The organism is Naasia aerilata, from assembly GCF_030296595.1.
GTDB classification, from domain to species: domain Bacteria; phylum Actinomycetota; class Actinomycetes; order Actinomycetales; family Microbacteriaceae; genus Naasia; species Naasia aerilata.
Window position 1 is genome coordinate 2152546 of the sequence record NZ_AP027731.1, and the last position, 23636, is coordinate 2176181.

Annotated in this window: 26 protein-coding genes and 4 pseudogenes; 21 read left to right on the forward strand and 9 right to left on the reverse strand. The window is 72.8% G+C overall.

The features are described from left to right. The first annotated feature begins 4 nt into the window (after positions 1 to 4). On the forward strand, positions 5 to 1462 hold the full coding sequence (locus tag QUE51_RS11210; RefSeq protein ID WP_286276488.1) for a phytoene desaturase family protein: 1458 nt from the start codon (positions 5 to 7) through the stop codon (positions 1460 to 1462). 2 nt (positions 1463 to 1464) lie between these two features. After that, entirely contained in the window at positions 1465 to 1902 is a 438-nt protein-coding gene (locus tag QUE51_RS11215; protein WP_286276489.1) for an SRPBCC family protein, read from the forward strand. 1 nt (position 1903) lies between these two features. On the opposite strand, the gene QUE51_RS11220 is transcribed toward QUE51_RS11215, so the two are convergent. Both QUE51_RS11220 and QUE51_RS11225 read right to left on the reverse strand, forming a co-directional pair. After that, positions 1904 to 2395 (reverse strand): FBP domain-containing protein, encoded by a 492-nt coding sequence (locus QUE51_RS11220; RefSeq protein ID WP_286276490.1) that lies wholly within the window; start codon positions 2393 to 2395, stop codon positions 1904 to 1906. 13 nt (positions 2396 to 2408) lie between these two features. Next, positions 2409 to 3020, reverse strand: coding sequence for a TMEM175 family protein (locus QUE51_RS11225; RefSeq protein WP_286276491.1), 612 nt, complete (start codon positions 3018 to 3020; stop codon positions 2409 to 2411). Positions 3021 to 3060: 40 nt separating this feature from the next. Here QUE51_RS11225 and QUE51_RS11230 point away from each other — a divergent pair, with 40 nt between their 5' ends. The 3 genes and pseudogenes from QUE51_RS11230 to QUE51_RS11240 all read left to right on the forward strand — a co-directional run bounded on the left by QUE51_RS11230 (position 3061) and on the right by QUE51_RS11240 (position 5635). Continuing rightward, entirely contained in the window at positions 3061 to 3324 is a 264-nt protein-coding gene (locus tag QUE51_RS11230; RefSeq protein WP_286276492.1) for a hypothetical protein, read from the forward strand. A gap of 58 nt (positions 3325 to 3382) precedes the next feature. Further along, positions 3383 to 4105, forward strand: coding sequence for a membrane protein insertase YidC (gene yidC, locus QUE51_RS11235; RefSeq protein ID WP_286276493.1), 723 nt, complete (start codon positions 3383 to 3385; stop codon positions 4103 to 4105). A 10-nt stretch (positions 4106 to 4115) separates the two neighbouring features. Beyond that, positions 4116 to 5635 (forward strand): annotated as a pseudogene (locus QUE51_RS11240) (DUF7059 domain-containing protein). An 80-nt stretch (positions 5636 to 5715) separates the two neighbouring features. On the opposite strand, the gene QUE51_RS11245 reads toward QUE51_RS11240, so the two are convergent. Next, positions 5716 to 5967, reverse strand: coding sequence for a hypothetical protein (locus QUE51_RS11245; RefSeq protein WP_286276494.1), 252 nt, complete (start codon positions 5965 to 5967; stop codon positions 5716 to 5718). A gap of 62 nt (positions 5968 to 6029) precedes the next feature. After that, positions 6030 to 6458 (reverse strand): annotated as a pseudogene (locus QUE51_RS11250) (GNAT family N-acetyltransferase); the annotation flags it as partial. Positions 6459 to 6546: 88 nt separating this feature from the next. On the opposite strand from QUE51_RS11250, the gene QUE51_RS11255 reads away from it, so the two are divergent. Further along, complete coding sequence (locus tag QUE51_RS11255) at positions 6547 to 7386, forward strand: DUF3097 domain-containing protein (RefSeq protein WP_286276495.1); 840 nt, start codon at positions 6547 to 6549, stop codon at positions 7384 to 7386. A gap of 46 nt (positions 7387 to 7432) precedes the next feature. Continuing rightward, positions 7433 to 8230 carry an SDR family oxidoreductase gene (locus QUE51_RS11260; protein WP_286276496.1) on the forward strand — a complete coding sequence of 266 codons (798 nt, stop codon included), beginning with the start codon at positions 7433 to 7435 and terminating at the stop codon, positions 8228 to 8230. A 38-nt stretch (positions 8231 to 8268) separates the two neighbouring features. Here QUE51_RS11260 and QUE51_RS11265 read toward each other — a convergent pair whose 3' ends face one another. Together QUE51_RS11265 and QUE51_RS11270 are read right to left on the reverse strand one after the other, a co-directional pair. Next, positions 8269 to 8544 carry a hypothetical protein gene (locus QUE51_RS11265; RefSeq protein WP_286276497.1) on the reverse strand — a complete coding sequence of 92 codons (276 nt, stop codon included), beginning with the start codon at positions 8542 to 8544 and terminating at the stop codon, positions 8269 to 8271. Next, the gene (locus tag QUE51_RS11270) at positions 8532 to 9077 is read right to left on the reverse strand and encodes a metallophosphoesterase family protein (RefSeq protein ID WP_286276498.1); all 546 of its coding nucleotides are present in this window, start codon (positions 9075 to 9077) and stop codon (positions 8532 to 8534) included. Before QUE51_RS11270 ends, QUE51_RS11265 begins: the two co-directional genes overlap by 13 nt. Positions 9078 to 9139: 62 nt before the next feature. On the opposite strand from QUE51_RS11270, the gene QUE51_RS11275 reads away from it, so the two are divergent. From QUE51_RS11275 to QUE51_RS11285, 3 genes are read left to right on the forward strand one after another with little or no spacing between them, the layout of a single operon-like run. Continuing rightward, positions 9140 to 9490 (forward strand): HAD family hydrolase, encoded by a 351-nt coding sequence (locus tag QUE51_RS11275; protein WP_286276499.1) that lies wholly within the window; start codon positions 9140 to 9142, stop codon positions 9488 to 9490. After that, positions 9421 to 9831, forward strand: coding sequence for an HAD family hydrolase (locus QUE51_RS11280; RefSeq protein ID WP_286279362.1), 411 nt, complete (start codon positions 9421 to 9423; stop codon positions 9829 to 9831). Before QUE51_RS11275 ends, QUE51_RS11280 begins: the two co-directional genes overlap by 70 nt. A gap of 10 nt (positions 9832 to 9841) precedes the next feature. Continuing rightward, complete coding sequence (locus QUE51_RS11285; protein ID WP_286276500.1) at positions 9842 to 10108, forward strand: DUF3072 domain-containing protein; 267 nt, start codon at positions 9842 to 9844, stop codon at positions 10106 to 10108. 235 nt (positions 10109 to 10343) lie between these two features. Here QUE51_RS11285 and QUE51_RS11290 read toward each other — a convergent pair whose 3' ends face one another. After that, positions 10344 to 11315, reverse strand: a complete 972-nt coding sequence (locus QUE51_RS11290) for an LLM class F420-dependent oxidoreductase (RefSeq protein ID WP_286276501.1) — start codon at positions 11313 to 11315, stop codon at positions 10344 to 10346. A gap of 95 nt (positions 11316 to 11410) precedes the next feature. Here QUE51_RS11290 and QUE51_RS11295 point away from each other — a divergent pair, with 95 nt between their 5' ends. From QUE51_RS11295 to QUE51_RS11305, 3 genes and pseudogenes are all read left to right on the forward strand, one after another. Continuing rightward, entirely contained in the window at positions 11411 to 12091 is a 681-nt protein-coding gene (locus tag QUE51_RS11295) for a DedA family protein (protein WP_286276502.1), read from the forward strand. Positions 12092 to 12143: 52 nt separating this feature from the next. After that, positions 12144 to 13607: a DNA-3-methyladenine glycosylase 2 family protein gene (locus tag QUE51_RS11300; protein ID WP_286276503.1), complete on the forward strand. Its 1464-nt coding sequence runs from the start codon at positions 12144 to 12146 to the stop codon at positions 13605 to 13607. Beyond that, positions 13604 to 14103: pseudogene (locus tag QUE51_RS11305) on the forward strand (methylated-DNA--[protein]-cysteine S-methyltransferase). The gene QUE51_RS11300 and the pseudogene QUE51_RS11305 overlap by 4 nt, the downstream one beginning before the upstream one ends. Here QUE51_RS11305 and QUE51_RS11310 read toward each other — a convergent pair. Beyond that, entirely contained in the window at positions 14063 to 15286 is a 1224-nt protein-coding gene (locus QUE51_RS11310) for an acyltransferase family protein (RefSeq protein WP_286276504.1), read from the reverse strand. The pseudogene QUE51_RS11305 and the gene QUE51_RS11310 sit on opposite strands and share 41 nt — an antisense overlap. 519 nt (positions 15287 to 15805) lie before the next feature. Between QUE51_RS11310 and QUE51_RS11315 the strand changes: the two genes are divergently transcribed. The 3 genes and pseudogenes from QUE51_RS11315 (at position 15806) to QUE51_RS18150 (ending at position 18102) form a co-directional block, all read left to right on the forward strand. After that, positions 15806 to 16144 (forward strand): hypothetical protein, encoded by a 339-nt coding sequence (locus QUE51_RS11315; protein WP_286276505.1) that lies wholly within the window; start codon positions 15806 to 15808, stop codon positions 16142 to 16144. A 216-nt stretch (positions 16145 to 16360) separates the two neighbouring features. Next, positions 16361 to 17128, forward strand: a complete 768-nt coding sequence (locus QUE51_RS11320; protein WP_286276506.1) for a MerR family transcriptional regulator — start codon at positions 16361 to 16363, stop codon at positions 17126 to 17128. A 214-nt stretch (positions 17129 to 17342) separates the two neighbouring features. Continuing rightward, positions 17343 to 18102: pseudogene (locus QUE51_RS18150) on the forward strand (oxygenase MpaB family protein). A 13-nt stretch (positions 18103 to 18115) separates the two neighbouring features. Here the strand turns inward: QUE51_RS18150 and QUE51_RS11330 are convergent. Beyond that, complete coding sequence (locus QUE51_RS11330; RefSeq protein ID WP_286276508.1) at positions 18116 to 19132, reverse strand: magnesium and cobalt transport protein CorA; 1017 nt, start codon at positions 19130 to 19132, stop codon at positions 18116 to 18118. 128 nt (positions 19133 to 19260) lie between these two features. Between QUE51_RS11330 and QUE51_RS11335 the strand changes: the two genes are divergently transcribed. From QUE51_RS11335 to QUE51_RS11355, 5 genes are all read left to right on the forward strand, one after another. Further along, on the forward strand, positions 19261 to 20367 hold the full coding sequence (locus QUE51_RS11335) for a type III polyketide synthase (protein WP_286276509.1): 1107 nt from the start codon (positions 19261 to 19263) through the stop codon (positions 20365 to 20367). Further along, complete coding sequence (locus QUE51_RS11340) at positions 20364 to 20894, forward strand: isoprenylcysteine carboxyl methyltransferase family protein (RefSeq protein ID WP_286276511.1); 531 nt, start codon at positions 20364 to 20366, stop codon at positions 20892 to 20894. The genes QUE51_RS11335 and QUE51_RS11340 overlap by 4 nt, the downstream gene beginning before the upstream one ends. After that, positions 20891 to 21916: an NAD(P)/FAD-dependent oxidoreductase gene (locus QUE51_RS11345; RefSeq protein ID WP_286276512.1), complete on the forward strand. Its 1026-nt coding sequence runs from the start codon at positions 20891 to 20893 to the stop codon at positions 21914 to 21916. The genes QUE51_RS11340 and QUE51_RS11345 overlap by 4 nt, the downstream gene beginning before the upstream one ends. Before the next feature lie 207 nt (positions 21917 to 22123). Then, positions 22124 to 22354: a hypothetical protein gene (locus QUE51_RS11350; RefSeq protein ID WP_286276513.1), complete on the forward strand. Its 231-nt coding sequence runs from the start codon at positions 22124 to 22126 to the stop codon at positions 22352 to 22354. A gap of 43 nt (positions 22355 to 22397) precedes the next feature. Further along, the gene (locus QUE51_RS11355; RefSeq protein ID WP_286276514.1) at positions 22398 to 23633 is read left to right on the forward strand and encodes a DNA polymerase IV; all 1236 of its coding nucleotides are present in this window, start codon (positions 22398 to 22400) and stop codon (positions 23631 to 23633) included. Positions 23634 to 23636: the final 3 nt, after the last annotated feature.

Genomic DNA, 23636 nt, shown 5'->3' on the forward strand with positions numbered 1-23636 from the left:
GCCGATGCCAGCGGTCGACGCAGTGATCGTCGGGGCGGGGCCCAACGGGCTCGCCGCGGCCGTCACGCTCGCGCGCGCCGGGCTGTCCGTGCAGGTCTTCGAAGCGGCGGACACGATCGGGGGCGGGGCGCGCACCGCCGAGACGACGCTGCCCGGGTACCGGCACGACATCTGCTCGGCCGTCCACCCCATGGCCTTCGCCTCGCCCTTCTTCACGGAGTTCGGGCTGCGCGACCGGGTCGAGTTCGTCACCCCCGAGATCTCCTTCGCCCACCCGCTGGACGGCGGCCGCGCGGGCCTCGCATATCGTGACCTCGACCGGACGGTGGCGGAGCTGGGAGAGGACGGTCGCCGCTGGGCGTCGCTCTTCCGCGGGCTCGTCCGGCGAGCGGCGGACGTCGCCGAGTTCAGCGGGGACACACTGATCAGGGTGCCCCGGCACCCGTTCACGATGGCGCGGTTCGGGCTCGCGACCTTCGAGCAGGGCACCCGCGCCTGGAACGCCCGGTGGCACGGTGACGTCGCGCCCGCCCTTCTGAGCGGCGCGATGGCGCACGCGGTGCAGCCGCTGCCGACCCTCGGCGCAGCGGCGGCCGGTCTCGCCCTCGTCACGCAGGCCCATGCGCAGGGCTGGCCGATCCCGATCGGGGGCAGCCAGACGATCCCCGACGCGCTCGCGGACGACCTTCGCGCGCACGGCGGCACCATCGAGGTGGGCAGGACCATCTCGTCGCTGGACGAGCTGCCGTCCTCCACCGCCGTGCTCTTCGACACGAGCACCCGCGACCTCCTCCGCATCGCCGGCCGGCGGCTTCCGGATGCCTACCGCAGGCGCCTCGAGCGGTTCCGGTACGGCAGCGCGGTCGCCAAGATCGACTTCGCCCTGTCCGGTCCGGTGCCGTGGGCGGACTCCCGCGTCGCCGATGCCGGGACCGTGCACCTGGGCGGCACGCGCGCCGACATCGCGTATGCGGAGCGCGAGATCGCGGCCGGCCGGCACGCGGCGCGCCCCTACGTGCTCGTCTCGCAGCCCAGCCGATTCGACCCCACGCGCGCGCCGGAGGGACACGGCACCCTCTGGACGTACACCCACGTGCCGCGGTACTCCGCCGTCGACCAGACCGAGACCGTCATCCGCCAGATCGAGCGCTTCGCCCCCGGATTCCGCGACGTGATCCTCGGCTCCTCGAGCAGCACGGCGCTCCAGGTGGAGGCGCACGACCGGAACTACGTGGGCGGCGACATCGCCGCGGGCGCCGGCACCTTCTGGCAGCTCGTCGCCCGCCCCACCTTCTCGCCGGATCCGTGGCGGACCCCCGCGCGCGGGATCTACCTCTGCTCGTCGTCCGCCGCGCCGGGACCCGGCGTACACGGGCAGGCCGGCTGGCACGCCGCGCAGTCCGCGCTGGCCGCCGAGTTCGGCATCCGGCAGTCCCCGAACCTCGCCCCGACGGAAGGATGACCATGGCCCGCAACTCGCGCAGGATCGAGGCGACCCCCGAGCAGATCTTCGCCGTGCTCGCCGACGGCTGGCTCTACCCCAGCTGGGTGGTGGGCGCGTCCCGCATCCGCGGCGTCGACGCCGACTGGCCTGCCGTCCGCTCGGAGATCCACCATTCCTTCGGCGTCTGGCCTGTGCTCATCGACGACAAGACGGTGATCCTCGAGTGGGATCCGCCGCGCCGCGCGGTGCTGCGCGCCCACGGGTGGCCCATCGGGGAGGCGGAGGTCACCATCCAGGTGAAGCGCACCGGAACCGGGAGCCTCGTGCGGATCCTCGAGGACGCCGTCGCCGGTCCGGGGCGTCTCATCCCGTCGTTCGTGCGCCGCATCCTGCTGCACTACCGCAACACGGAGACGCTCCAGCGGCTCGCCTACCTGGCGGAGGGCGGCGCGCGCTGAGTCAGCTCGCGAGCACGTTGTCCGTGAACGCCTCGAGGCGCGTCTGCAGCGTCGCGATGCGGCGCTCGACGATCTCCGCGGGATCCGGCTGCATGTCGAGCGCAGGCGGAGGCACACGGATGGTCAGCGAGCACGCGAGGTCCGCGCAGATGTAGGTGCCCACGGTGTTGCCCTCGCGCCCGGCCTCCCCGGCGCGCGGGGCGGAGAAGAGGGACACCTGACCCGCGGGCCGGTGCGTCTGGCACAGCGAGCACATCGCGTTCATGCCCGGGCGCATCCGGTTCTCCGCGGCCCGCAGCATCATGCCGACCGGACGGCCGTCGCGCCACTGCACGATGTACGCGCGCTGCGGGCTCTTCGGGTCCCGCCAGCCCAGGTAGTCGCGCTGCTCCCAGAGCACCTCGTGGAGACCCGGGAGGGTCATCCGGGCACCGTCGCCCGCGCTCGCGTTGATGAGCGAGCTGCGGATGTCCGATTCGGTGAGCGGCTGCATGAGGCTCTCCAGCCTAACCGCGCTCCCGTCGCCGGCGGATCAGTGCTCCGATCGTCGGCGTCACGAAGAGCACGAACAGCGCCCAGTAGTTGAGCGCCGGGATGGCGGTGCCGAGGATCAGCGCGAGGACGAAGCCGGCCGAGACCCAGTAGCTCGCCGCGAAGCTCCGGGGCGTGATCGGGTTGTCAGCCGCCTGGATGTCCGGCGTGCGACGGATCAGGACGGACATGGCCGTGAGCACCAGGCTGGAGGCTGCCATGGTGCCGATGTAGAAGGCGACCAGGCCGGGGCTGGGGTTGAGCTGAGCGGTCAGCGCGGTGGGCAGCGGCAGGAGCACGATCGTGAACGCCCACAGCACGGTCAGGAACACGAGACGACCCGAGTAGGCCCCGACGTGTTCGAAGAGCTGGTGGTGGGCGAACCAGAGGCGGGCGATCACCGCGAAGCTGATGAGGAATCCGAGGATCTGACCGAAGTACCCGTCGAAGAGGACGCCGATCGAGCCGCCCTCGGCGGCGATGTCGGGCACGACCTCGACGAGCGGCAGGATCAGCAGGGTGATCGCGATCGCGGTGATCGCGTCGGTGAAGAAGACGAGCCGTTCCAGCCCGCGCGTGGTCGCCATCCGCCTAGCCAACCACGGGGCGCACGCGGAACAATGAGGCGTGGCCGCGGCTCTGGGACTCCTCCTCGCCGCCTTCGGCACGCCGGTCGGCGCCGACCCGGTCGTCGTGATCGCGGTCGCCGGGCTCGTGCTCCTCACCGCCCTCGCCGTGCTCGCGCTCGCCGGCTTCGTCCTCGCCGGCCCGACGGTCGCCGGTCGCCCTGCGGGCGGCCTCCTCCAGCACGGATCACCCGTCCTGCCGTCCTCTCGGCCGAGCAGCCGGCCGCGGCCGCGGGCGCCGAGCAGCGGGGTGCTCGCCGGATAGCGTTCTCGCGCTTCCCGGCCCGCGTCCCCTTTCTCGCTGTCCGGATCCGGGAGGACCCATGTCTGTCTACGATTTCCCACCGCTCGCCGCCGCGCTCGACGCGGCCTACTCTTCCGTTCTCGCGCTCACCGGCTGGCTCGCGCCCGCGTTCGAGGACGTCGCTCCGCTCGCCGCCGTCGTCCTGCTCACCCTCGCCGTCCGAAGCGCCTTCGTCCCGCTCGCCGCGGCGGCGGTGCGTGCCCAGGCGGCCCAGCGCCGCATCGCGCCGGCCGTGCGCGAGCTGCAGCGCCGGTACGCCGGCGACGCCACCCGGCTGCAGCGTGAGCTCGCCGAGCTCTATCGGCGGGAGGACGCCTCCCCGTTCCGGGGAATGCTTCCCCTCCTCGCACAGGCCCCCGTGCTCACCGTGGTCTACGGCCTGTTCTCACATCCGATGATCTCGGGCCACGCCAACGCGCTCCTCTCCTCGGCCGTGTTCGGCGCCCCGCTCGGCGGGAGTCTCTGGTCCGCAGTCGCTGCGGGTGCAGTGTCCTGGCCAGCCGTCGCCGTGCCGCTCACCGTGGTGGCCCTCGCCGTCGCGTCCGCCGAGCTGACGCGCCGGCGGATCCGACGGCAGCAGCCGGCGGCGCCACCGATGCTCGCCGCCCTCGCGTACGCGTCCGTGATCGCCACGGTCGTCGTGCCGTTGGCCGCCGCGACCTACCTTGCCGTCAGCGCTGCCTGGGGCGCCCTCGAGCGCCCGCTGCTGGAGCGGCGCATTGTGCGCCCGGCCACGCCGTAGCGTGGACGCGATGACACCCGAGATCGCCCGACCCGATGCCGCGCTCGTCGACCGGCTGCGGGACGACCTCGCGGCGTTCAGCGTCGCTGCGCTGTCCAGCGTGTGGGGACGCGCGGCCGACGCCGCGGTGCAGCGAGGGTCGCTCGCGCCCGCGCGCCGGGCGATCGCCGACGCCGGTGCGGGAGCCGCGGGGACGACTGCGGACCTCGCGGCGCTGTTCGTCCTCGGCCTGCCCCTGCCTGGGGATCGCGCAGGCGCCGCGCTGCCCCGCCTCGGGCTGGACGGCGCCCTGCGCCTCGGGCTCGTCCGGGAGGACGGCGGCGCGGTCCGGGCGCGGGTCGACCTTCGGCCCGTGCAGTTCGTCGACCCCGACGGCGTGGGGGAGTGGTGGATCGTCTCCGACCTGTCCGAGGCGGTCGTGGGCGCGGCGCTGCCCGAGGATCACGTGCTCGGCGTGGGAGGCGCGTCGCGCACGCTCGCCGGGCTGCAGCTTCCCCGCGACGCGGGCAGCGTCCTGGACCTCGGCACCGGCAGCGGCATCCAGGCCCTGCGGGCCGCCCGGTACGGGAGGCGGATCGTCGCCACCGATGTGTCGCGGCGGGCGCTCGACTACGCCGCCCTGAACGCGGCGCTCAACCGCGTCGAGCTCGACCTCCGGCAGGGGAGCCTCTATGAGCCCGTCGCCGGCGAGCGGTTCGACCGGATCCTCTCCAACCCGCCGTTCGTCATCACCCCGCGCGTCCCCGGAGTCCCCGCGTACGAGTACCGCGACGGCGGGCTGCCCGGCGACGAGCTCGTCGAGGCCGTGGTCCGCGGCGCGGCTGAGCACCTGCGGCCCGGCGGCGTCGCCCAGCTGCTCGCCAACTGGGAGGACCGCCAGGGGGCCGAGGGTCGCGACCGCGTGGCGCGGTGGGCCGAGGAGGCAGGGCTCGACGCCTGGATCGTCCAGCGCGAGGTGCAGGATCCGGCGCTCTACGCCGAGACGTGGATCCGCGACGGCGGGACCCGGCCCGGCTCGGCCGGCTACGACGCCCTGCTCGAGGCGTGGCTCGACGACTTCGCGTCCCGCGGCGTTCGCTCGATCGGCTTCGGCTACGTGACCCTGCGGCGGCCGGAAGGGCGCAGTCCCCGGCGACGCGTCGAGGAGGAGCGCGGGGGATCGGCCGCGCTCGGCGGCCACCTGGCCGCCTGCCTCGACGCGCAGCAGTGGCTCGCGGAGACGGACGACGACGCCCTCCTCGCGGCCCGGCTCGTTGTGGCGGGCGACGTGACCGAGGAGCGCCACTACTGGCCCGGCGAGGAGCACCCCGCCGCGATCCAGCTGCGCCAGGGGGCGGGTTCCAGCGCGTGCTTCCCGTCGATCCCGCCGTCGCGGGCCTGGTCGGGGCGTGCGACGGCGAGCTCAGCGTGGGCGCGATCGCCGCCGCGCTCGCGGAGCTCCTCGATTCGGACGCGGACGAGCTCCGCAGTGCGCTGCTGCCCGAGGTCCGCGAACTCGTCGCGATCGGGATGCTCCTCCCGCCCCAGTAGCGCCGAGCGCGGGTCGGGACGACGAGCGCGGGGCGTCTCCGGGGCGCGCTCGGCGGTACGGGGCGCGCTCGGCGGGAGGGCTAGCCGCCGCTGCCGGGGTGTCCGGGGAAGGGGCGGCCGTTCAGGCTGAACTCCTCGTCCGGCACGTCGACGTCGCCCTGGTCGTCCGGGCCGCCCGTGCCCGGGAGCAGGTGCACCGCGTCGGCGTCGATGTCCGGGTCCTCCTTCGCGAGGCTGTCCTGACCGCCCGGCGCGTTGCGGACCTCCTGCTCGCGCTCGGTGGCCGGGCTGTACGCCCGGTCCTTGATCGTCTGTTCCTCGTCGCTGGCCATGCGTCAACGCTAGGCACGCCGGTCGCGCCCCGTCCACGGCTTGCGCGAGGTCCCCGGACGCCTCACAGGGACCGGGCGTAGCAGACCGAGATCGGGGAATCGACGTAGGAGCCGAAGTTGGGGATGCGCGTGTAGCCCTCCCGCTCGTAGAAGCGGATCGCGTCCGGCTGCTCGGTGCCGGTCTCCAGCACGAGGTCCGTCCAGCCGCGATCCCGGGCGGCCTCCTCCAGCGCGCGGAGCACGGCGACGGAGACCCCCGACCCCCGCCGCCCGGGAACGACGTACATGCGCTTGATCTCGGCGCGTCCCGGCCCCAGCTCGCGCAGGGCCCGGCAGCCGAGGGGTGCGCCGGACTCGTCGCGGGCGATGAGGAAGAGGCTGATGTCGGCGGCCGAGGGCGGCGTGCCGGGTTCATGATCGCTCCTGCCGTAGCGGGCGTCGAGCTCCGCGCGCTGGGCGAGCCGGAGGGCCGCACCGTCGGGGGCGTCCCAGGGGGAGGGGAGATCGTCAGCACGGTTTCATTCTGTCGGGCGGCGCGCCCCGCCCGGCGCGCTCCGGCCGCCTGGTTAGCCTTCTGCGGTGGAACCCGACCGGTACGGCCCCGACGTCCTGAAGACCGACTGGCGACGGCCGAAGGTGGCGCCCCCTGCGATCGTGGAGGCCCAGCCCGGGCTCGTGATCGAGCTCGCGGACAACGGCTTCGTCGGCGCCGTGGTCGGTGTCGAGGGACGCATGGTCAAGCTCGAGGACCGCCGCGGCAAGGTCCGCGTGTTCCCGCTCGGTGCCGGGTACCTGCTGGAGGGACGGCCCGCCGTGCTGAAGGCGCCGGCGAAGCTCGCGGCGTCGCGCGGGAAGCTCGTGAGCGCCTCGGGATCCATCGCGGTGACCGACGCGAAGGCTCGGGTGGCGCGCGCGAGCCGCATCTTCGTCGAGGGCCGCCACGACGCCGAGCTCGTCGAGAAGGTGTGGGGTCACGACCTCCGGGTCGAGGGAGTCGTCGTCGAGTACCTCGAGGGCGTCGACCACCTGGAGGAGCTGCTCAAGGAGTTCCGCCCCGACGCAGGCAAGCGCGTCGGCGTCCTCGTCGACCACCTCGTCGCGCGCAGCAAGGAGAGCCGCATCGCGGAGGCCGTGCAGAAGGGGCCGTTCGGCGCCCACGTCCTCGTCGTCGGTCACCCGTACATCGACATCTGGCAGTCGGTGAAGCCGGGCCGTCTCGGCATCCGGGCGTGGCCCGACATCCCGCGCGGCATCGAGTGGAAGCACGGCATCTGCCAGGCCCTCGGGTGGCCGCACGAGGACCAGGCGGACATCGCGCGCGCCTGGCAGCGCATCCTTTCCAGGGTGGACTCCTACGCGGACCTCGAGCCCGAGCTCCTCGGTCGCGTGGAGCAGCTGATCGACTTCGTCACCGCCTGAGCGCAACCCCCTGTGCGTGCCTCCGGAGCGTGCAGAGGATCGGGGCATGGCATTCACACCGCGCACGGCCATCGTCACCGGATCCGAATCGGGCATCGGACGGGCGACTGCGGTCGCTCTCGCCGAGGCCGGCATGGATGTGGGCATCACCTGGCTCGAGGACGAGGAGGGCGCCGAGGCGACGGCGGATGAGGTGCGCGGCCACGGCCGCAATGCGGTCGTCGCTCAGCTCGACGTGACGAAGCTGGAGACCTGCGGCGACGTGATCGATGATCTCGCAGAGCAGCTCGGCGGGGTCGACGTGTTCGCGAACGTCGCGGGCACGGGCGACAACGCGCCTGTGCTCGAGATGACGCTCGACCAGTGGCGGCACACGGTGGCGACGGACCTGGACGGGCCGTTCGTCTGCCTGCAGCGCGCCGCTCGCCTCATGGTGAAAGCCGGCAGGGGCGGACGCCTCATCGCCGTCACGAGCGTCCACGAGCACGCCCCGCGAGTCGGGTCCGCGGCTTACACCTCTGCGAAGCACGGACTCGGGGGACTGGTGAAGCAGCTCGCGCTCGAGCTCGGCCAGTACGGCATCACGGCGAACTCGGTGGCCCCCGGCGAGATCGCGACCCCGATGACCGGGCAGACGGACGAGGATCCGCGGACCAAGGAGCGACCCGGCATCCCGCTGCGCCGTCCCGGCGACGCCCGTGAGATGGCGGCCGTCATCGCCTTCCTCGCCTCGCCCGCCTCGGCCTACGTCACCGGAGCCTCGTGGGTGGCCGATGGCGGGATGCTGCTGATGGGACCGCACGGCGGGTCGCACCTGCAGAGCGACGAGTGGCGAGAGGGCTGAGGCGACTCGTCCGAGGTCGCCTGTGAAGGGTGCGGGAGTCAGCTCTCGTCGCGGTTGAGGCGGATGCGGATCCGGCCCTCGTAGACGCCGAGGTCGCCGTCTCCCGGTGCAGGAGCGGGCGCGGGCAGGGAGGTCTGACGCTCCAGCTCGAGCATCGCCTCGTGCCGCGACGGGGCGTAGATCTCGTCGAAGACGCCCATCATCCCGGCTCCGGCGGAGCCGGTGCGGCGCGACCGCGTCGCCGATCCCCGCGCGGCGAGCGCCAGCGCGAGCACGGCGGCGATCGCCACTCCCAGCAGGATCATCCAGTCCACGGGAGCATCCTAAGCGGAGGCACCGACACCGCGGGGGTCACTCCCCGGAGTGTGACGTCCTCGATCCGGCCCTCCCTCAGCGTCAGGGTCAGATACGTGCAGCGGGGCTGGCGACGGCGGTCCGTGGGTGAGCCGGGATTGAGCAGGCGCAGCCCGCGTGGCGTCGTCGTGTCCCAGGGGATGTGCGAGTGCCCGAACACGAGCAGGTCGAGATCCGGGTACGCATCGTCCATCCGCCGTTCGCGGCCGGTGCTGGCCCCGGTCTCGTGGACGACCCCGACCCGCACTCCGTCGATCTCGGTGCGCGCCACCTCGGGCAGCCGCGCGCGGAGGGCGGCGCCGTCGTTGTTGCCCCAGCAGGCGAGGACACGGCGGGACCGCGACTCGAGGAGGTCGAGGGTCGCGACGTCGACCCAGTCGCCCGCGTGGACGACGATGTCCGCCTCCTCGACCGCTGCCCACACCTCGGGAGGAAGATCGCGGGCACGCTTCGGCAGGTGCGTGTCGGCGAGCAGCAGGAGGCGGTTCGTCACGGGTCCATTGTGCGGCCCGTCAAGCCCCTGACCTTGCCCGAGCCCGTTGGTTGACTGGGCCGATGACTGATTCGCCGCTCCGCGCCGTCCTGTTCGACATCGACGGGACGCTCGTCGACTCCAACTACCTGCACGTCGATGCCTGGGACCGCGGTCTCGCCGACGCCGGCATCCCGGCGCCCGTGTGGCGCATCCACCGCTCCATCGGCATGGACTCGAAGAAGCTGCTCGAGGCCGTCGCGGGCGAGGCGTCGGAGGAGGATGCCGACCGCGCCAAGGAGCTGCACAGCGGCTACTACAAAGACAGCACCGACCGGCTGCGCCCCTTCGAGGAGCGCGCGAACTGGTTCGGGCCATCGACGGCATGGGGCTCCGGGTGGTCCTCGCCACGTCCGCGCCGGAGGACGAGCTGAAGATCCTGCGCGGGGTGCTCGACGTCGACGATGCGGTGTCCGAGGTCACGTCCGCCGAGGACGTGGGCACCGCGAAGCCCGAGCCGGACATCATCGAGGTGGCGATCGGCAAGGCCGACGTCGGACCCGACGAGGCCGTCATCGTGGGCGACTCCGTGTGGGACGTGGAGGCCGCCGGTCGCGCCGGCGTCGCCGCCATCGGCGTGCTGTCCGGCGGCTTCGGTGCGGCGGAGCTGCGGGACGCGGGTGCGGTGGAGGTCTACGACGACGTCGCAGCGCTGCTCGCGAACCTGGAGTCATCCGTCATCGGCCGCCGGGCCGCTGTCGGACGGTCGGCGTAGGGTCACGGCCATGAGTGACAACGCATCCGACTCCTCCTCCGAATCCCCGAAGACGAGCGGCGAGACGCTCGGCGCCCGCGGTTCCGACGACTCGTCGAGCGCCGCCAAGGACCCGTCCGAGTGGGTGACCGGCGACGAGCCGATGACCGGCCCGCAGCGCAGCTACCTCGACACCCTCGCGCGGGAGGCCGGCGAGGAGCTCCCCGCGGACCTCACCAAGGCCGAGGCGTCGGAGAACATCGACCGCCTCCAGGACAAGACCGGCCGGGGCCAGTAGCGAGGATTTCGAGACGCCCGCTGCGCGGGCTCCTCAATCACCCGGGTGTCCGTGCGGCTCGAGTGTCGCCGTTTCCCGCTGATTGAGGAGCCGCCGCAGGCGGCGTCGCGAAATCCACGGATCCCCGCGGGCGCAACCCGTGGGGCGGTGGTGATTTCGAGACGCCCGCTGCGCGGGCTCCTCAATCACCGGGGTGGGGGCTCCTCGAACCGGGACGCGCCGGCGCGCCCTGAGCTCAGCGGGCGGCGTCGCGCAGCAGGTCGAGGAGGGGGCGGGCCGCCTCGTCCAGGAACCGCTGCTGCAGGTCGTCGCCGACCTGGACCAGCGCGAGGTCGGTGTACCCGGCCTCCCAGTACGGCTTCACGGCCTCGACGATCGCCTCGAGGTCGGGCCCGCAGGGGATCTGCTCCGCGACGTCCTCCTTGCGCACGAACTGGCTCGCGCCCGCAAATCCGGCGGGGGTCGGCAGGTCGGCGTTGACCGCCCAGCCGCCGCCGAACCAGCGGAACTGGTCGTGCGCGCGGTCGATGGCATCGTCGCGGTCGGGCGCCCAGCTGATGGGCACCTGTCCGATCTTGCGTCCCTTCCCGTCGGTGAGCTCGTTCCAGCTGTCGATGAGCGCCTTCTCGGGCTCGGTGGAGATGAAGTGGTCCGCGAGTGGGGCGAACCGCTCGATGGACGAGTCGCCCGACACCGCGATGCCGATCGGGACGCCGCCCTCCGGCACATCCCAGATGCGGGCGGAGTCGACGCGGAAGTAGTTCCCCTCCCACGTGATGAGTTCGCCGGTGTGCAGCTGGCGGATGATCTGAGCCGCCTCCTCGAGCATGTCCTGACGCTGGGCGACGGGGGCCCAGCCGTCCCCGGTGACGTGCTCGTTGAGGTTCTCGCCGGAGCCGAGGCCGAGGATGAACCGGCCGTCGGAGAGGATCTGCATGGTCGCCGCCTTCTGGGCGACGACGGCCGGGTGGTACCGCTGCGTGGGGCAGGTGACGTAGGTGGCCAGCTCGACGCGCTCGGTCGCGTGCGCGACGGCGCCGAGCACCGTCCAGGCGTAGGGCGCGTGGCCCTGGCTGACGAGCCATGGGGAGTAGTGGTCGCTGGACACCTCGAAGTCGAAGCCGACCTGCTCGGCCGCGACGGCGTAGCGCACGAGTTCCTTCGGCCCGCTCTGCTCGGTCATCAGGGTGTAGCCGAAATTCGTCATGGGACCTCCTGTTGGTTCTCCTCAGCCTTTCCGCGGGGGCGGTCCCGATCAACCCCCGGCGGGCACGTGGTCCGTCGTCGCCTAGCGTGGTAGGAGTGACCCCGCTCGCTGTGCTGGCCTCTGCGTCCTCGACGGTCGGCGACCTGCACGGGATCGTCGGGTTCGCCGCGCGCCTCATCGACGCAACGGGCGAGCTCGGGGTCGGCGTCCTCGCCCTGCTCGAGACGGTGTTCCCGCCCATCCCGAGCGAGGTGATCCTCCCGCTCGCGGGCTTCCTGTCCCAGCAGGGGGAGATGAGCTTCGTCCTCGTCCTGGTGGCCGCGACGGCCGGTGCGTACGCCGGCGCACTTGTGCTCTACTTCCTCGGCCGGGTGCTCGGCGAGGAGCGCACGGTGCGAGGCCTCGCGAAGCTTCCGCTCGTCGATGAGGGCGACTTCCGGAGGGCCGCGGGGTGGCTGCACCGGCACGGCAGGCGGGCCGTGTTCTTCGGCCGGCTGGTGCCCGGGGTGCGCAGCCTGATCTCGCTGCCTGCCGGCTCGACGAGGATGCCTCTCGGGACGTTCTCCCTCTACACGATCGCCGGAAGCCTGGTCTGGAACGCCCTGCTCGTGGGCCTGGGCGCCCTCCTCGGCACGCAGTACGAGCTCATCGACAAGTACTCGAACATCCTCGACATCGTGATCTACGCGGCCATCGGTGCGGGCATCCTCGCCCTCGTTGTCCGCCGGGTGCGGCGCGGCCGGCGAGGCACGGAGTCCTCCGAAGCCGGCCGGTAGTCGCGTCCGTTTTCCGCTAGGGGAACCCCGGAGCGACTGCGACACTCGAAGGGTGGACTTCGCGGAGCGGTACCGGGTCATCTCGGCCAAGGACCCGCGATTCGACGGCCAGTTCGTCACCGCGGTGAGCTCGACCGGCATCTACTGCCGGCCCTCCTGCCCGGCGCGCACGCCCCGGCCGGAGAACGTCACCTTCTTCCCCACATCGGCGGCCGCCCATGCCGCCGGCTACCGCGCGTGCAAACGGTGCCTGCCCGAGGCCGTGCCCGGCAGCCCCGAGTGGAACGCGCGCGGCGGGCTCGCCGCCCGTGCGATGCGGCTGATCGGCGACGGGGTGATCGAGCGGGCGGGCGTGCCGGGGCTCGCCGCGCACCTCGGCTACACCCCGCGGCACCTCACGCGCGTTCTCACGGACGAGCTGGGCGCAGGTCCGCTCGCGCTCGCCCGCGCCCTCAGAGCGCAGAACGCGCGGACGCTGCTCGTCTCCACCGCGCTTCCCGTGACCGACGTGGCCTACGCCGCCGGGTTCGCGAGTGTCCGCCAGTTCAACGACACCCTCCGTGAGGTGTTCGATCTCACGCCGACGCAGATCCGAGCGCGTGGGCGCGGCCCCGAGACCGGCCCGCCCGGCCGGGTCGACCTGCGGCTCCCGTTCCGTGAGCCGTTCGACGCGGAGGGGATCTTCACCTTCCTCGCGGCCCGGGCGCTTCCCGGCGTGGAGGTCGCGACGGCAACGTCGTACGGCCGCGCGCTCCAGCTCCCGGGTGGCGTCGCGACGTTCGAGCTGCGCTGGACGGAGGATCGCGAGCTGCGCCTGTCGGCGACGGTGCACGAGCTGCGCGACCTCCCGGTGCTGCTGGCGCGCGTGCGGCGGCTCTTCGACCTCGACGCGGATCCCGTCGGCATCGACGCCGCTCTCGAGCAGGGACCGCTGCAGCCCCAGGTAGCCGGAATCCGCCTGCCGGGCGCCGTCGACGGCGGCGAGATCCTGCTCCGCGCCATCGCGGGTCAGCAGGTGACCGTCGTGCAGGCGATCGGCATGCTCGGCCGGGTCGCCGAGCGGGCGGGGGAGCCGATCGAATCCTCGCTCCCCGGCGTCGAGCGGCTGTTCCCCTCTCCCGCGCGGTTCGCGGACGAGGTCGGGCACGTCTACCGCGGACCCGCGAGCCGGCTGCGGACGCTGCAGGAGGCCGCTCGCCGCCTCGCCGACGGCACCCTCGGGCTGCACGCGGGGCTGGACGAGGCGGAGCTGTCCGCGCGCGTCACGGCGCTTCCCGGGGTCGGGGCCTGGACGGCCGGGTACACCGCCATGCGCGTCCTCGGCGCACCGGACGTGCTCCTGACGGGAGACGCGGCGGTCCGCACCGGCGCCCGGGTGCTCGGCATCCCCGAACCTCTCAGCGACTCGCTGCGCCGGTACGCGCCCTGGCGCTCATACGCCTGCCTGCACCTCTGGCGGACCGCAGCGCGTGCGGGCCGCCAGGCTTCCCGAACCCGGAAGGAGACCACCCCATGACGACCGTGATCGGCTTCATGAGCACCCCCGACGGCACCTTCGGCGTCCTCGCCGAGGAGGGCGGCGCCGTGCTCGCCTCCGGCTGGACGGACAGCGAAGATGCGCTGCTCGCCCGCCTGCGCCCCGAGCGGCGCCCCGCCTCGCTCGCCCCCGGCTGGGCCCCGGCGTTCGGGAGGCGGTCGAGGCCTACTATTCGGGCGACCTCGCCGCCATCGATCGGGTCCCCGTCGCGCAGTCGGGCGGGCCGTTCCGCCAGGAGGCGTGGCTTGCGCTGCGCCGGATCGCCGCAGGCAGCCCGCTGACCTACACCCAGTTCGCGGCGGCGAGCGGCCGGCCGGCCGCGGTGCGCGCCGCCGCGTCGGCGTGCGCGACCAACGCGCCTGCCCTCTTCGTGCCGTGCCATCGCGTGCTGCGTACGGACGGCACGCTTGGCGGGTTCGCCTGGGGGACCGACGTCAAGCGCGCGCTGCTCGCGCGGGAGGCCGGCACCCGCTGAGCTCGCCGTCCCGCCGGCCTCGCTCCCGCACCGCGGTCCCCACGCGCCGGGCGAGCCGGTGGGCGGGCGCCTCGACGAAGCGCTGGAACAGCGCCGCGACCGCCAGGCTCACCGGGATGCCGAGCAGGGCGACGAGAGGCCACCGCGAGTCGCGCAGCAGGAAGGCCGCGGTCACGAGCAGCGGCACGTGCACCAGGTACAGGCTGAACGAGACGCGACCGAGCCACTGCGACGCCCTCATCCCGAGCCCGCGAGCGAACCCGGTGGGGGCGAGCGCGAGCAGGACGAGGCCCGTGGCCCCGACCACGCTGAGTCCGGTGAGCAGCAGCGACGGCAGCGAGCCCTCGGGGGCGACCGGGCGTGCCAGCCAGGTCGCGATGATGCACACCGCGGACACACTCAGGGCGCCGAGCGTCGCGGGCCGGAACCAGCGGGACGAACGCCGGGCCTCCGCCCACGCCCGGTAGCGGTCGAGGTTGGCCGCGATGAGGGTCCCGAGGAAGAACGCGGGGAGGTACGACAGGGTGCCGTCCTGCAGTGCGAAGCCCGCGATGGTGAGCCCGGCCGCCAGGATCCCGGCGGCCGCCCACCGGCGCCGGACCAGCCGGGCCGCAAGGACGTAGAGGGGGAGCAGGACCGCGAACACCATCTCCCAGCGGAGAGACCACAGCGTGTTGACGATGTCGAAGGAGTAGCGCGACAGGGTGGCCTCGTCGAACAGGATCGAGCCGTGCACGGTGGTGGCGTTCGCATCCGACAGCCAGCTGTGCGCCGTCACGCGTCCCTCCTCGCGAGGGAGCAGCTCGATGAGCCCCGACGCGAGGAGCAGCGCGCCCCACACCGGGAGGTAGATGCGGACGAAGCGGGAGGCGAGGAAGGAGCCCCACGAGTAGGGCGCGGTCGAGCGGATCGCGGGCAGGGCCACGACCAGCCCGCTGAGCACGAAGAAGACCACGACGGCCTCCTGGCCGGCCGACGCCAGCTTCAGCGGCGTCTCGGTCAGCCACCACCAGAGGCTGCCGACCGTCACGGGCGTCCCCGAGGCGGGCGCCAGATACGGCTTCGCGATCTCGAGCGTGTGGTGCAGCACAACGACGAGGGCGGCCCACCCGCGGAGGCCGTCGAGGGACAGCAGCCGGCGACCCGAAGGGGCTGCAGGTGAGGTACCTCGCGCCCCGCTCACGCGACCACGGTAGGTCGGTGCTCCTGGACGGGGGCTCCGAGCCGCCCACAGTGCGCCCCCAGAATGCCTCCGTACTGTCTGAGCCATCCTCGAGCTGGAAGGACACTCCCGTGGGATTCCTGGACCGCCTCCTCGGCCGTGAAGACGACTCCGAGCAGTATCGGCGCACGCCGCCGCCTCCCCGGCAGCAGCAGGGGCGCACGGACGACGAGATCGCGATCGAGCGCTACCGGTACCTGCTGCGCACCGCTCCGCCCGAGACCATCGAGCAGGTGCACGCGGAGGCCTTCGCGAAGCTCACCCCGAGCAGCGGCGGCAAATCTTCGACGACCTCACCAACGGTCCGGAGCGTCCCACGGGCGACGACCCGGAGTCCCTGGCTCGCTCCGCGACCCGCACTGAGCTGCGCCAGCCCGGCAGCCTGGAGCGCCGCTTCGGGTCCGGCATGGGCGGCGGCGGCTACGCGGGCGGCCGCGGCGGCGGGTACGGGGCGGCTTCGCCGGTCCCAGCTTCGGCTCGATGGTCGGCAGCTCGATCCTCGGCACCGTGGCCGGCTACGTGATCGGATCGGCCCTCGTGTCGGCGTTCCTCCCGCCGGTCGGCTACGGCGACTACGGCGCGGCCGACGGCTCCGACAACGCGGATTCCGGCGACAACGGCGACTCCGGCGACAACGGGGATTCCGGCGACAGCGGCGACTCGGGTGGCTACGGCGAATCCGGGGACGGCGGCGGTGGAGGGGACTGGGGCAACTCGGACGGCGGCTTCTTCGGCGGCGGCGGAGGCGACTTCGGTGGCGGAGGCGACTTCGGCGGGGGCGACTTCGGCGGCGGGGACTTCGGCGGCGGGGACTTCTGACCCTCCCCGGAGAAACCTGGCACTGACCAATCACGGAGATCCGAGCCGGAAGGGGCTCCGATCGGCGCGGCGTGATCCCGTGACGGCCAGTTCTCCGTGATCTGGTCAGCCGCCACCGGAGCACCCGGCGGGCCACCTTCATCTGGCACTTGCGGTTGACGCTGCGTCAACACCTACGCTCTCTCATACCGAGATGGAGACGACGGAGGTGCGCGCGTGGAATGGCCGATCAGTGACCTGGCGCGCGCATCCGGCACGACGACACGGGCCCTCCGCCATTACGGCGACCTGGGTCTGCTGCAGCCGAGCCGGGTGGGCCCGAGCGGCTACCGCTTCTACGACCAGGACGGGCTGCTGCGCCTTCAGCGCATCCTCCTGCTCCGGGACCTCGGCCTGCCTCTCGCCACCATCGGCGAGGTGCTGGCGGGGGAGCAGGACGCCGAGCGTGCGCTGGAGGTGCACCTGGACCTGCTCAAGCAGGAGCGGGAGCGGCTGGACCGGCGGATCCGCTCGGTGACCACGACACTCGCGAAGAGGAGAGGAGGTGAACAGATGACAGCGAACGAGAGCTTCGACGGCTTCGACCACACCGAGTACAAGGAGGAGGTCGAGCAGCGCTGGGGCAAGGCGGCCTACCGCGACAGTGACGCCTGGTGGCGCGCGAAGTCGCCCGAGGAGAAGCGCGCGTTCCAGGACGCGCAGCTCGCCATCGCGGCGGACTACGGGGCGGCCAAGCAGGCCGGCCTCGCCGCGGAGGACGACCGGGTGCAGGCGATCGCGCAGCGGCACTACGACTGGCTGTCCGGCATCGCCGGAACGCCGCAGCGACCGCAGGGCGGTCCGACTGCGGAGTACTTCGCCGGGCTCGGTGAGATGTATGTCGAGGACCCGCGCTTCACGGCGAACTACGACATGCACGGCCAGGGCACGGCGAAGCTGGTCCGCGACGCCATGCGCGTGTACGCGGAGCGGCACCTCTCCTGAGCCGATGCGGGGCTGCAGACCCGCATCGGTTTCCGAGGTTCGCCACGGCACACTGATACCCGTGTCGAGGCTGAGCGAACCGATCCGCGCGAAGATCCAGACCACCCTGTCCGGCCAGCCGGCGGGGGACCCGCCCTGGGTCACCGCCCTGGAGTTCGGCACGGACCCCGGCTACTTCGGCCCCGGGTCGGCGGCGTGGGCCGTGCACGGCGACATGCCGACTCTCGTCGCCGGAATCCGGGCGCTCCTCACCCAGGCCCTGCACCCCGGCGCGATGGCCGGCGTCCACGATCACTCCCGCCGCGCGGGACCCCTTCGGCCGGCTCGCCGGCACCATCCGGTGGATCTTCACGGTCACCTACGGATCCCGGGAGGACGCGGTGAAGGCCTCGGGCTGGGTCCTGCGGCTGCACGAAAAGGTCCGCGGCGTGTACCCGGGACCGGACGGCTCCCCGATCCCGTACGCGGCGAACGATCCGGACCTCCTGCGCTGGGTGCATCTGGCGTTCACCGACGCCTTCCTCGGCGCCCACGAGGTGTGGGGCAAGCCGATCCCGGGCGGACCCGACGCCTATGTGCGCGACTGGGCGACCGCCGGACGGCTCATGGGTGTCGACGGCCCGCCCGAGACCCGGGCGGAGCTGCACGACCAGCTCCGGTCCTATCTCGGCATCCTCCGTCACGACGAGCGGGTGGCGGACGTGGTGAAGTTCCTGCGGAGGCCCCCGCTCGCTGCGCCCCTGCGTCCCACCTATCCGCTGCTCTTCAACGGCGCGGTGGCCTCGCTGCCCGACGACCTCCGCGATCTGCTGCACCTGTCGGCGCCACGAGGTCCGCTCGTGCCGGCCACCGGAGCCCTGCTCGCCGTGACCGGCAGGCTGCTCGGGACGCCGCCCGGCGCCGAGCAGGCCGCGCTGCGACGGCTGGCGCGACTCGAGCGCGAGGCGGACGACGCCGAGGACACCGCGGCCTGACTCGGCCCGAGGGCTACAGCCAGCCGCGCTTCTTGAAGGCCCGGTACAGGCCGCCGCTCAGCAGCGCCATCAGGAGCAGCGCGAGCGGGTAGCCGAGCGGCCAGTCGAGCTCAGGCATGAATCGGAAGTTCATGCCGTAGATCCCGGTGATGAGGCTCGGGGCGAAGAGGATCGCGGCCCACGACGAGATCCGCTTGACCTGCTCGCCCTGCGAGAGGCTCGTCTCGCTGAGCCGTCGCATCTCGTCGTTCTGCTTCTCGGTCACGAGGGTCGCGCTCGTCACCAGGAGGTTCTGCAGCAGCGTGCGGAAGCCTTCGGCGCGGTCGGCGGTGCGGATGGCGTGGTCGAGCACGTCCCTGAGGCTGCGCTGGAGCTCGACATGCACGTTGTACTTCTCGAAGCCGCGCTCGAGCGACTGCACGATGTCGACGAGCGGTGCCGCGGCCCGCTGGAAGGCCATGACCTCGCGCTCGAGCTCGTAGATCCGCTTCGACACCTCGGCGGCGCCGCCGAACAGCTGGTCCTCGATCTCGTCGATGTCGTTCTGCAGCCCGGCGATGACGGGCGCGTAGCCGTCGACGACCTCGTCGAGCACCGCGTAGAGGATCGCTTCGGTGCCGAGGGCGAGCAGCTCCGGGTTCTGCTCCAGCCTCTTGCGCACGCGACCCAGGTCCGGAGCCTCCGCATGACGGACGGTGATGGCGAAGTCGTGGCCCATGAACACGTGCACCTCGCCGAACTCGACCCGCTCGGCGGCGTCGAGATAGCGGGCCGGCCGCAGGACGAGGAACAGCACGTCGCCGTACTTCTCGAGCTTCGCCCGCTGGTGGCCCTTGAGCGCATCCTCGACGGCCAGCGGGTGCAGGCCGAACTCGTCCGCGACGGCCTGCAGCTCGTCCCGGTTGGGCCGGTACATGCCGATCCAGGCGATGCCCTTCCGATCGCGCAGGGTTTCGAACGTCTCCTCGAGGCTCGGCGGGTTCGCCGTGCGCACGCCGTCGACGTAGACCGCGTTGTCGATGATGGGCATCTCGACCTCCCTGCGTCACCCTATCCGCGCCGCGAATGGCCGACGCGCCGCCGGGCGCATGTCCGCCCCCTGTGCCTTCCCCCGACGTTCGCCGGGAATGCTCTGGTGGCGGTGATACGGTCACGCTCGTGACCCGAATCGCCGCCGTCGCCGCAGCGCTGCCGGAGCACTCCTATGCCCAGTCCGAGATCACCGCGATGCTCGCGCCGATGATCACGCCCGACCCGAGCAAGCAGGCGCTGCTGCGCCGACTGCACGAGGGGGCGAAGGTCGAGCGCCGCTCCCTGGTCATGCCGCTCGAGGCATATCGGGATCCCCAGACCTTCACCGAGACGAACGTCCGGTTCATCGAGGCGGCGACCGACCTCGCGGAACGGGCCGTCGGGACTGCTCTCGCGGCCGCCGGGATCGCCCCCGACGAGGTGGACTTCGTCATGTTCACCTCTGTCACCGGGGTCTCGGCGCCGTCCGTGGATGCGCTCCTGGTGCCACGCCTCGGCCTCCGCCCCGACGTCAAGCGCGTGCCCATGTTCGGGCTCGGCTGCGTCGCGGGCGCCGCCGGCATCGCCCGCATCCACGACTACCTCGCCGGCCATCCGGACGACGTCGCGGTGCTGGTGGCCGTCGAGCTCTGCTCCCTCACCGTGCAGCGCGATGACGACTCGATGGCGAACCTCGTCGCCAGCGGGTTGTTCGGCGATGGCGCCGCGGCCGTCGTCGCGGTCGGGTCCGCCCGCGCCGAGCGGCTGGGCACGGAAGGGCCGGACGTGGTCGACTCCCGCAGCGCGCTCTATCCGCACAGCGAGCACGTCCTCGGCTTCAACCCCGGCACCACGGGCTTCCGCATCGTCCTCACCGCAGGCGTCGCCGATGTGGTCGAGGAGCACTTCGGGACCGATGTCCGCTCCTTCCTCGCCGCGCACGGCCTGACTCCCGACAACATCGACGCCTGGATCGCCCACCCGGGCGGCCCGCGCGTGCTCGAGTCCTTCGCCCGGTCGCTCGACCTCCCGGACGATGCGCTCGCGCTCAGCTGGGAGTCGATGGCCGCGGTCGGCAACCTCTCGTCCGCGTCGGTGCTGCACGTGCTCGCCGACACGCTCGATCGGACATCGCCGCAGCCGGGGGACTCGGCCCTCCTCTTCGCCCTGGGGCCCGGCGTCAGCGCCGAGCTGGTCCTCCTGCACTGGCCGGACGCGGTCGCCGCGACGCCGGCCGCAGAGGTCGCCGCGTGAGCGCCGGGGTGCTCTGGTTCGGACTGCTGCTCCTCGCGACGGGCATCGAGCGGCTCGTGGAGCTGGTCATCTCCACCCGCAACGCCCGCTGGGCGTTCGCGCGCGGCGGAGTGGAGCACGGGCAGCGGCACTTCCCCTGGATGGTGGCGCTGCACACCGCCCTCATCTTCGCGAGCTTCGCCGAGGTCGTGCTCGCCGACCGCCCCTTCCTGCCGCTCCTCGGCTGGACCGCGCTTGCCGTGACGCTGCTCTCCCAGGCCCTGCGCTACTGGTGCATCACCACGTTGGGACGCCAGTGGAACACGCGCGTCATCGTCGTGCCCGGGCTCACGCTCGTCTCCCGCGGGCCCTACCGGTGGCTTCGGCATCCCAACTACGTGGCCGTGATCGCGGAGGGCGTCGCCCTGCCGCTGGTGCACACCGCGTGGGTCACCGCGCTCGTGTTCACGGTGCTCAACGCGATCCTGCTCTTCGGTGTCCGCATCCCGGTCGAGGAGCGCGCCCTCCGCGCCGCCGCGCCGTCATGAGCCTCGACGCCGACGTCCTCGTCGCCGGGGCGGGCCCCGTCGGACTCTTCACCGCCATCCGGGCATCCCTCGCCGGACTTCGCGTGGCGGTTCTCGAGCCGCGACCGGGACCGATCGACAAGGCCTGCGGCGAGGGGCTCATGCCGGGCGCCGTCGCCGCTCTCGCGTCCATCGGCGTGACGCCGGAGGGGCAGCCGATCCGGGGCTTCCGCTACACGGACGGCACGCGGAGCGTCGAGCATCGACTGCGCGGCGCCGGCGGCCTCGGGGTGCGGCGCACGGTCCTCTCCGACACCCTCGCCGCTCGCGCGGCCGACCTCGGCGTCCGGATCGTGCCCGCGCGCGTGGAGTCCGTCGAGCAGACGGAAGACTCTGTCACCGCGGGCGGCCTGCGCGGGTCGTGGCTGGTGGCGTGCGACGGCCTGCACTCCGCCGTGCGGCGCCTCACGGGGCTCGAGGCGGACAAGCGGTCCGGCGCGCGCTTCGGGCTGCGGCGGCACTTCCGGGTCGCCCCGTGGACGGATCTCGTGGAGGTGCACTGGGGGAGGAGCGTCGAGGCGTACGTCACGCCGGTCGGACCCCGCCTCGTCGGGGTCGCGATCCTCGGCCCTCGGCACACCGGATTCGAGGCGGCGCTCTCGCAGGTCCCGGAGCTGGCCGGCCACCTGGCTCGTGCGGTCCCGGACGGCCCCGTGCGCGGGGCGGGGCCACTCCGGCAGAACTCGCGGGCCCGCACGGCCGGTCGAGTGCTGCTCGCGGGCGACGCGTCCGGGTACGTCGACGCGCTGACGGGCGAGGGGATGCGGGTCGGGTTCGCCCAGGGCGACGCCGCGGTCGAGGCCGTGCTGGCGGGGGATCCCGCCCGCTACGAGAGGGAGTGGGCGTCCCGGACCCGGGACTTCCGCACGATCACAGGAGCGCTCGTCGCCGCCGCCACCTCACCGGTGCGGCGCGCGATCGTCCCGGCGGCCTCGGCGCTTCCGTTCCTCTACGGCGGCATCATCGAGCGCCTCGCCCGCTGACGTGCGGCCCGCCGGGCGGACGCCGTGTCCGCTGAGTGGGCCAGTTCGGGCATTCCGGGCCGCCTCTTCGGCCCGGAATGCCCGAATCGGCCCGTCTTCGTGCAGCGCCCGGGGGCGCTGTCGGAGGCTTCGGTCATCCTGTCGGCGTGGCAACCTCCCCGATGCGGGGAGCGGAGTCACGATGGAAAACGAAGAAGGGGGCCCGACATGATCGATCCGCACATCACCCAGAGCTGCTCCGCTCCGCTGGAGCTCTCGGCCGGCGTCACGGTCGACGACGTCTCGCTCGACTTCGGCGACGGCGCCATCGTGCTCAGCTGCGTCTGCGGCGCGTGGGCGGTCGAGGACTCCTCCGGCAACCTCCTCGCGTGGTCCGAGTCGGTCGACGCGGCCCTCGCCCAGCTGCCGCGAGCCGCGCAGCTCTCCGGCGCAGCCTGACGCCCTTTCGGCCGGTGTCGCCCGTGCAGGCGACAATGGACGCGTGAGCGTCAAGGGCGGCCAGGGCGAGCGGCAGGTCTCCGACGGCGACGTCGACAGCTCGACTGCGACGATCCTGCACATCGACATGGACGCGTTCTTCGCGAGCGTCGAGCTTCTCGACCGGCCCGAGCTGCGCGGCAAGCCCGTGGTCGTGGGCGGAGCCGGCGGCCGTGGCGTGGTCACGAGCGCCACCTACGAGGCCAGGGCCTTCGGAGTGCGCTCGGCGATGCCGGTGTCCCAGGCCCGGCGCCTCTGCCCGCAGGCGATCTTCCTCCCGTCGCACGGGGCCAAGTATTCGGCGTACTCGCGGCAGGTGATGAACCTGTTCCGCGATGTGACGCCCCTCGTCGAGCCGCTGAGCATCGACGAGGCGTTCCTCGACGTCGCGGGGGCCCGCCGGCTGCTCGGCCCACCCGGCACGATCGCCCGCGGCATCCGCGAACGGGTATACTCCGAGACCGGGCTCACGTGCTCGATCGGTGCGGCCGCCACCAAGTTCGTCGCGAAGGTCGCGTCCACCCGCTCCAAGCCGGACGGGCTGCTCATCGTTCCCGCCGAGCGGACCCTCGCCTTCCTGCATCCGCTGCCCGTGACCGCGCTGTGGGGTGTGGGCAAGGCGACCGCCGAGTCCCTCGCCCGGCACGGCCTGCGGACGGTCGGTGACCTCGCGCAGACCCCGCGCGACGTGCTGCAGAAGTGGGTCGGCCAGGCTGCGGGCGGCGGCCTGCACGACCTCGCCTGGGGACGCGACCCGCGACGCGTGAACCCCGAGCGCTCGGAGAAGAGCGTCGGGCACGAGAACACGTTCTCGATCGACACGGGCGACCTGGTGTTCCTCCGCCGCGAGCTGCTCGACCAGTCGGAGCGGGTGGCGGTGCGTCTCCGCGCCGGCGGGTACTCCGCTCGCACGATCGCCCTCAAGCTGCGCTTCGCCGACTTCACGACGATCAGCCGCTCGCGCACCCTGCCCGAGCCGACCTCGACGGCGAAGCGGATCTACGAGCAGGCGGTGGAGCTGCTCGAGGAGCAGGACCTGGCGGGCAGGAAGATCCGCCTCATCGGTGTGCGAGCGGAGCAGCTCTCCGACGCGTCGGGCGACACGCTCTCGCTCTGGAGCGAGGACGACGCCTGGCGCGACGCGGAGCAGGTGATGGATGCGGCCACCCAGCGCTTCGGCCGCGGCACCATCCGCCCCGCGACGCTCCTTCCGAAGAAGGCGCCGCCCGCGGCACCGTGACTC

What these genes read in the sequence shown, in the direction of transcription:
- QUE51_RS11220 (WP_286276490.1), bottom strand. Translation starts at nt 2,395, where the DNA reads ATGCAGCCGCTCACCGAATCGGACATCCGCAGCTCGCTCATCAACGCG.
- QUE51_RS11225 (WP_286276491.1), bottom strand. Translation starts at nt 3,020, where the DNA reads ATGGCGACCACGCGCGGGCTGGAACGGCTCGTCTTCTTCACCGACGCG.
- QUE51_RS11275 (WP_286276499.1), top strand. Translation starts at nt 9,140, where the DNA reads ATGACTGATTCGCCGCTCCGCGCCGTCCTGTTCGACATCGACGGGACG.
- QUE51_RS11210 (WP_286276488.1), top strand. Translation starts at nt 5, where the DNA reads ATGCCAGCGGTCGACGCAGTGATCGTCGGGGCGGGGCCCAACGGGCTC.
- QUE51_RS11260 (WP_286276496.1), top strand. Translation starts at nt 7,433, where the DNA reads ATGGCATTCACACCGCGCACGGCCATCGTCACCGGATCCGAATCGGGC.
- yidC (WP_286276493.1), top strand. Translation starts at nt 3,383, where the DNA reads ATGTCTGTCTACGATTTCCCACCGCTCGCCGCCGCGCTCGACGCGGCC.
- QUE51_RS11315 (WP_286276505.1), top strand. Translation starts at nt 15,806, where the DNA reads ATGGTCGGCAGCTCGATCCTCGGCACCGTGGCCGGCTACGTGATCGGA.
- QUE51_RS11345 (WP_286276512.1), top strand. Translation starts at nt 20,891, where the DNA reads ATGAGCCTCGACGCCGACGTCCTCGTCGCCGGGGCGGGCCCCGTCGGA.
- QUE51_RS11285 (WP_286276500.1), top strand. Translation starts at nt 9,842, where the DNA reads ATGAGTGACAACGCATCCGACTCCTCCTCCGAATCCCCGAAGACGAGC.
- QUE51_RS11245 (WP_286276494.1), bottom strand. Translation starts at nt 5,967, where the DNA reads ATGGCCAGCGACGAGGAACAGACGATCAAGGACCGGGCGTACAGCCCG.
- QUE51_RS11290 (WP_286276501.1), bottom strand. Translation starts at nt 11,315, where the DNA reads ATGACGAATTTCGGCTACACCCTGATGACCGAGCAGAGCGGGCCGAAG.
- QUE51_RS11330 (WP_286276508.1), bottom strand. Translation starts at nt 19,132, where the DNA reads ATGCCCATCATCGACAACGCGGTCTACGTCGACGGCGTGCGCACGGCG.
- QUE51_RS11215 (WP_286276489.1), top strand. Translation starts at nt 1,465, where the DNA reads ATGGCCCGCAACTCGCGCAGGATCGAGGCGACCCCCGAGCAGATCTTC.
- QUE51_RS11350 (WP_286276513.1), top strand. Translation starts at nt 22,124, where the DNA reads ATGATCGATCCGCACATCACCCAGAGCTGCTCCGCTCCGCTGGAGCTC.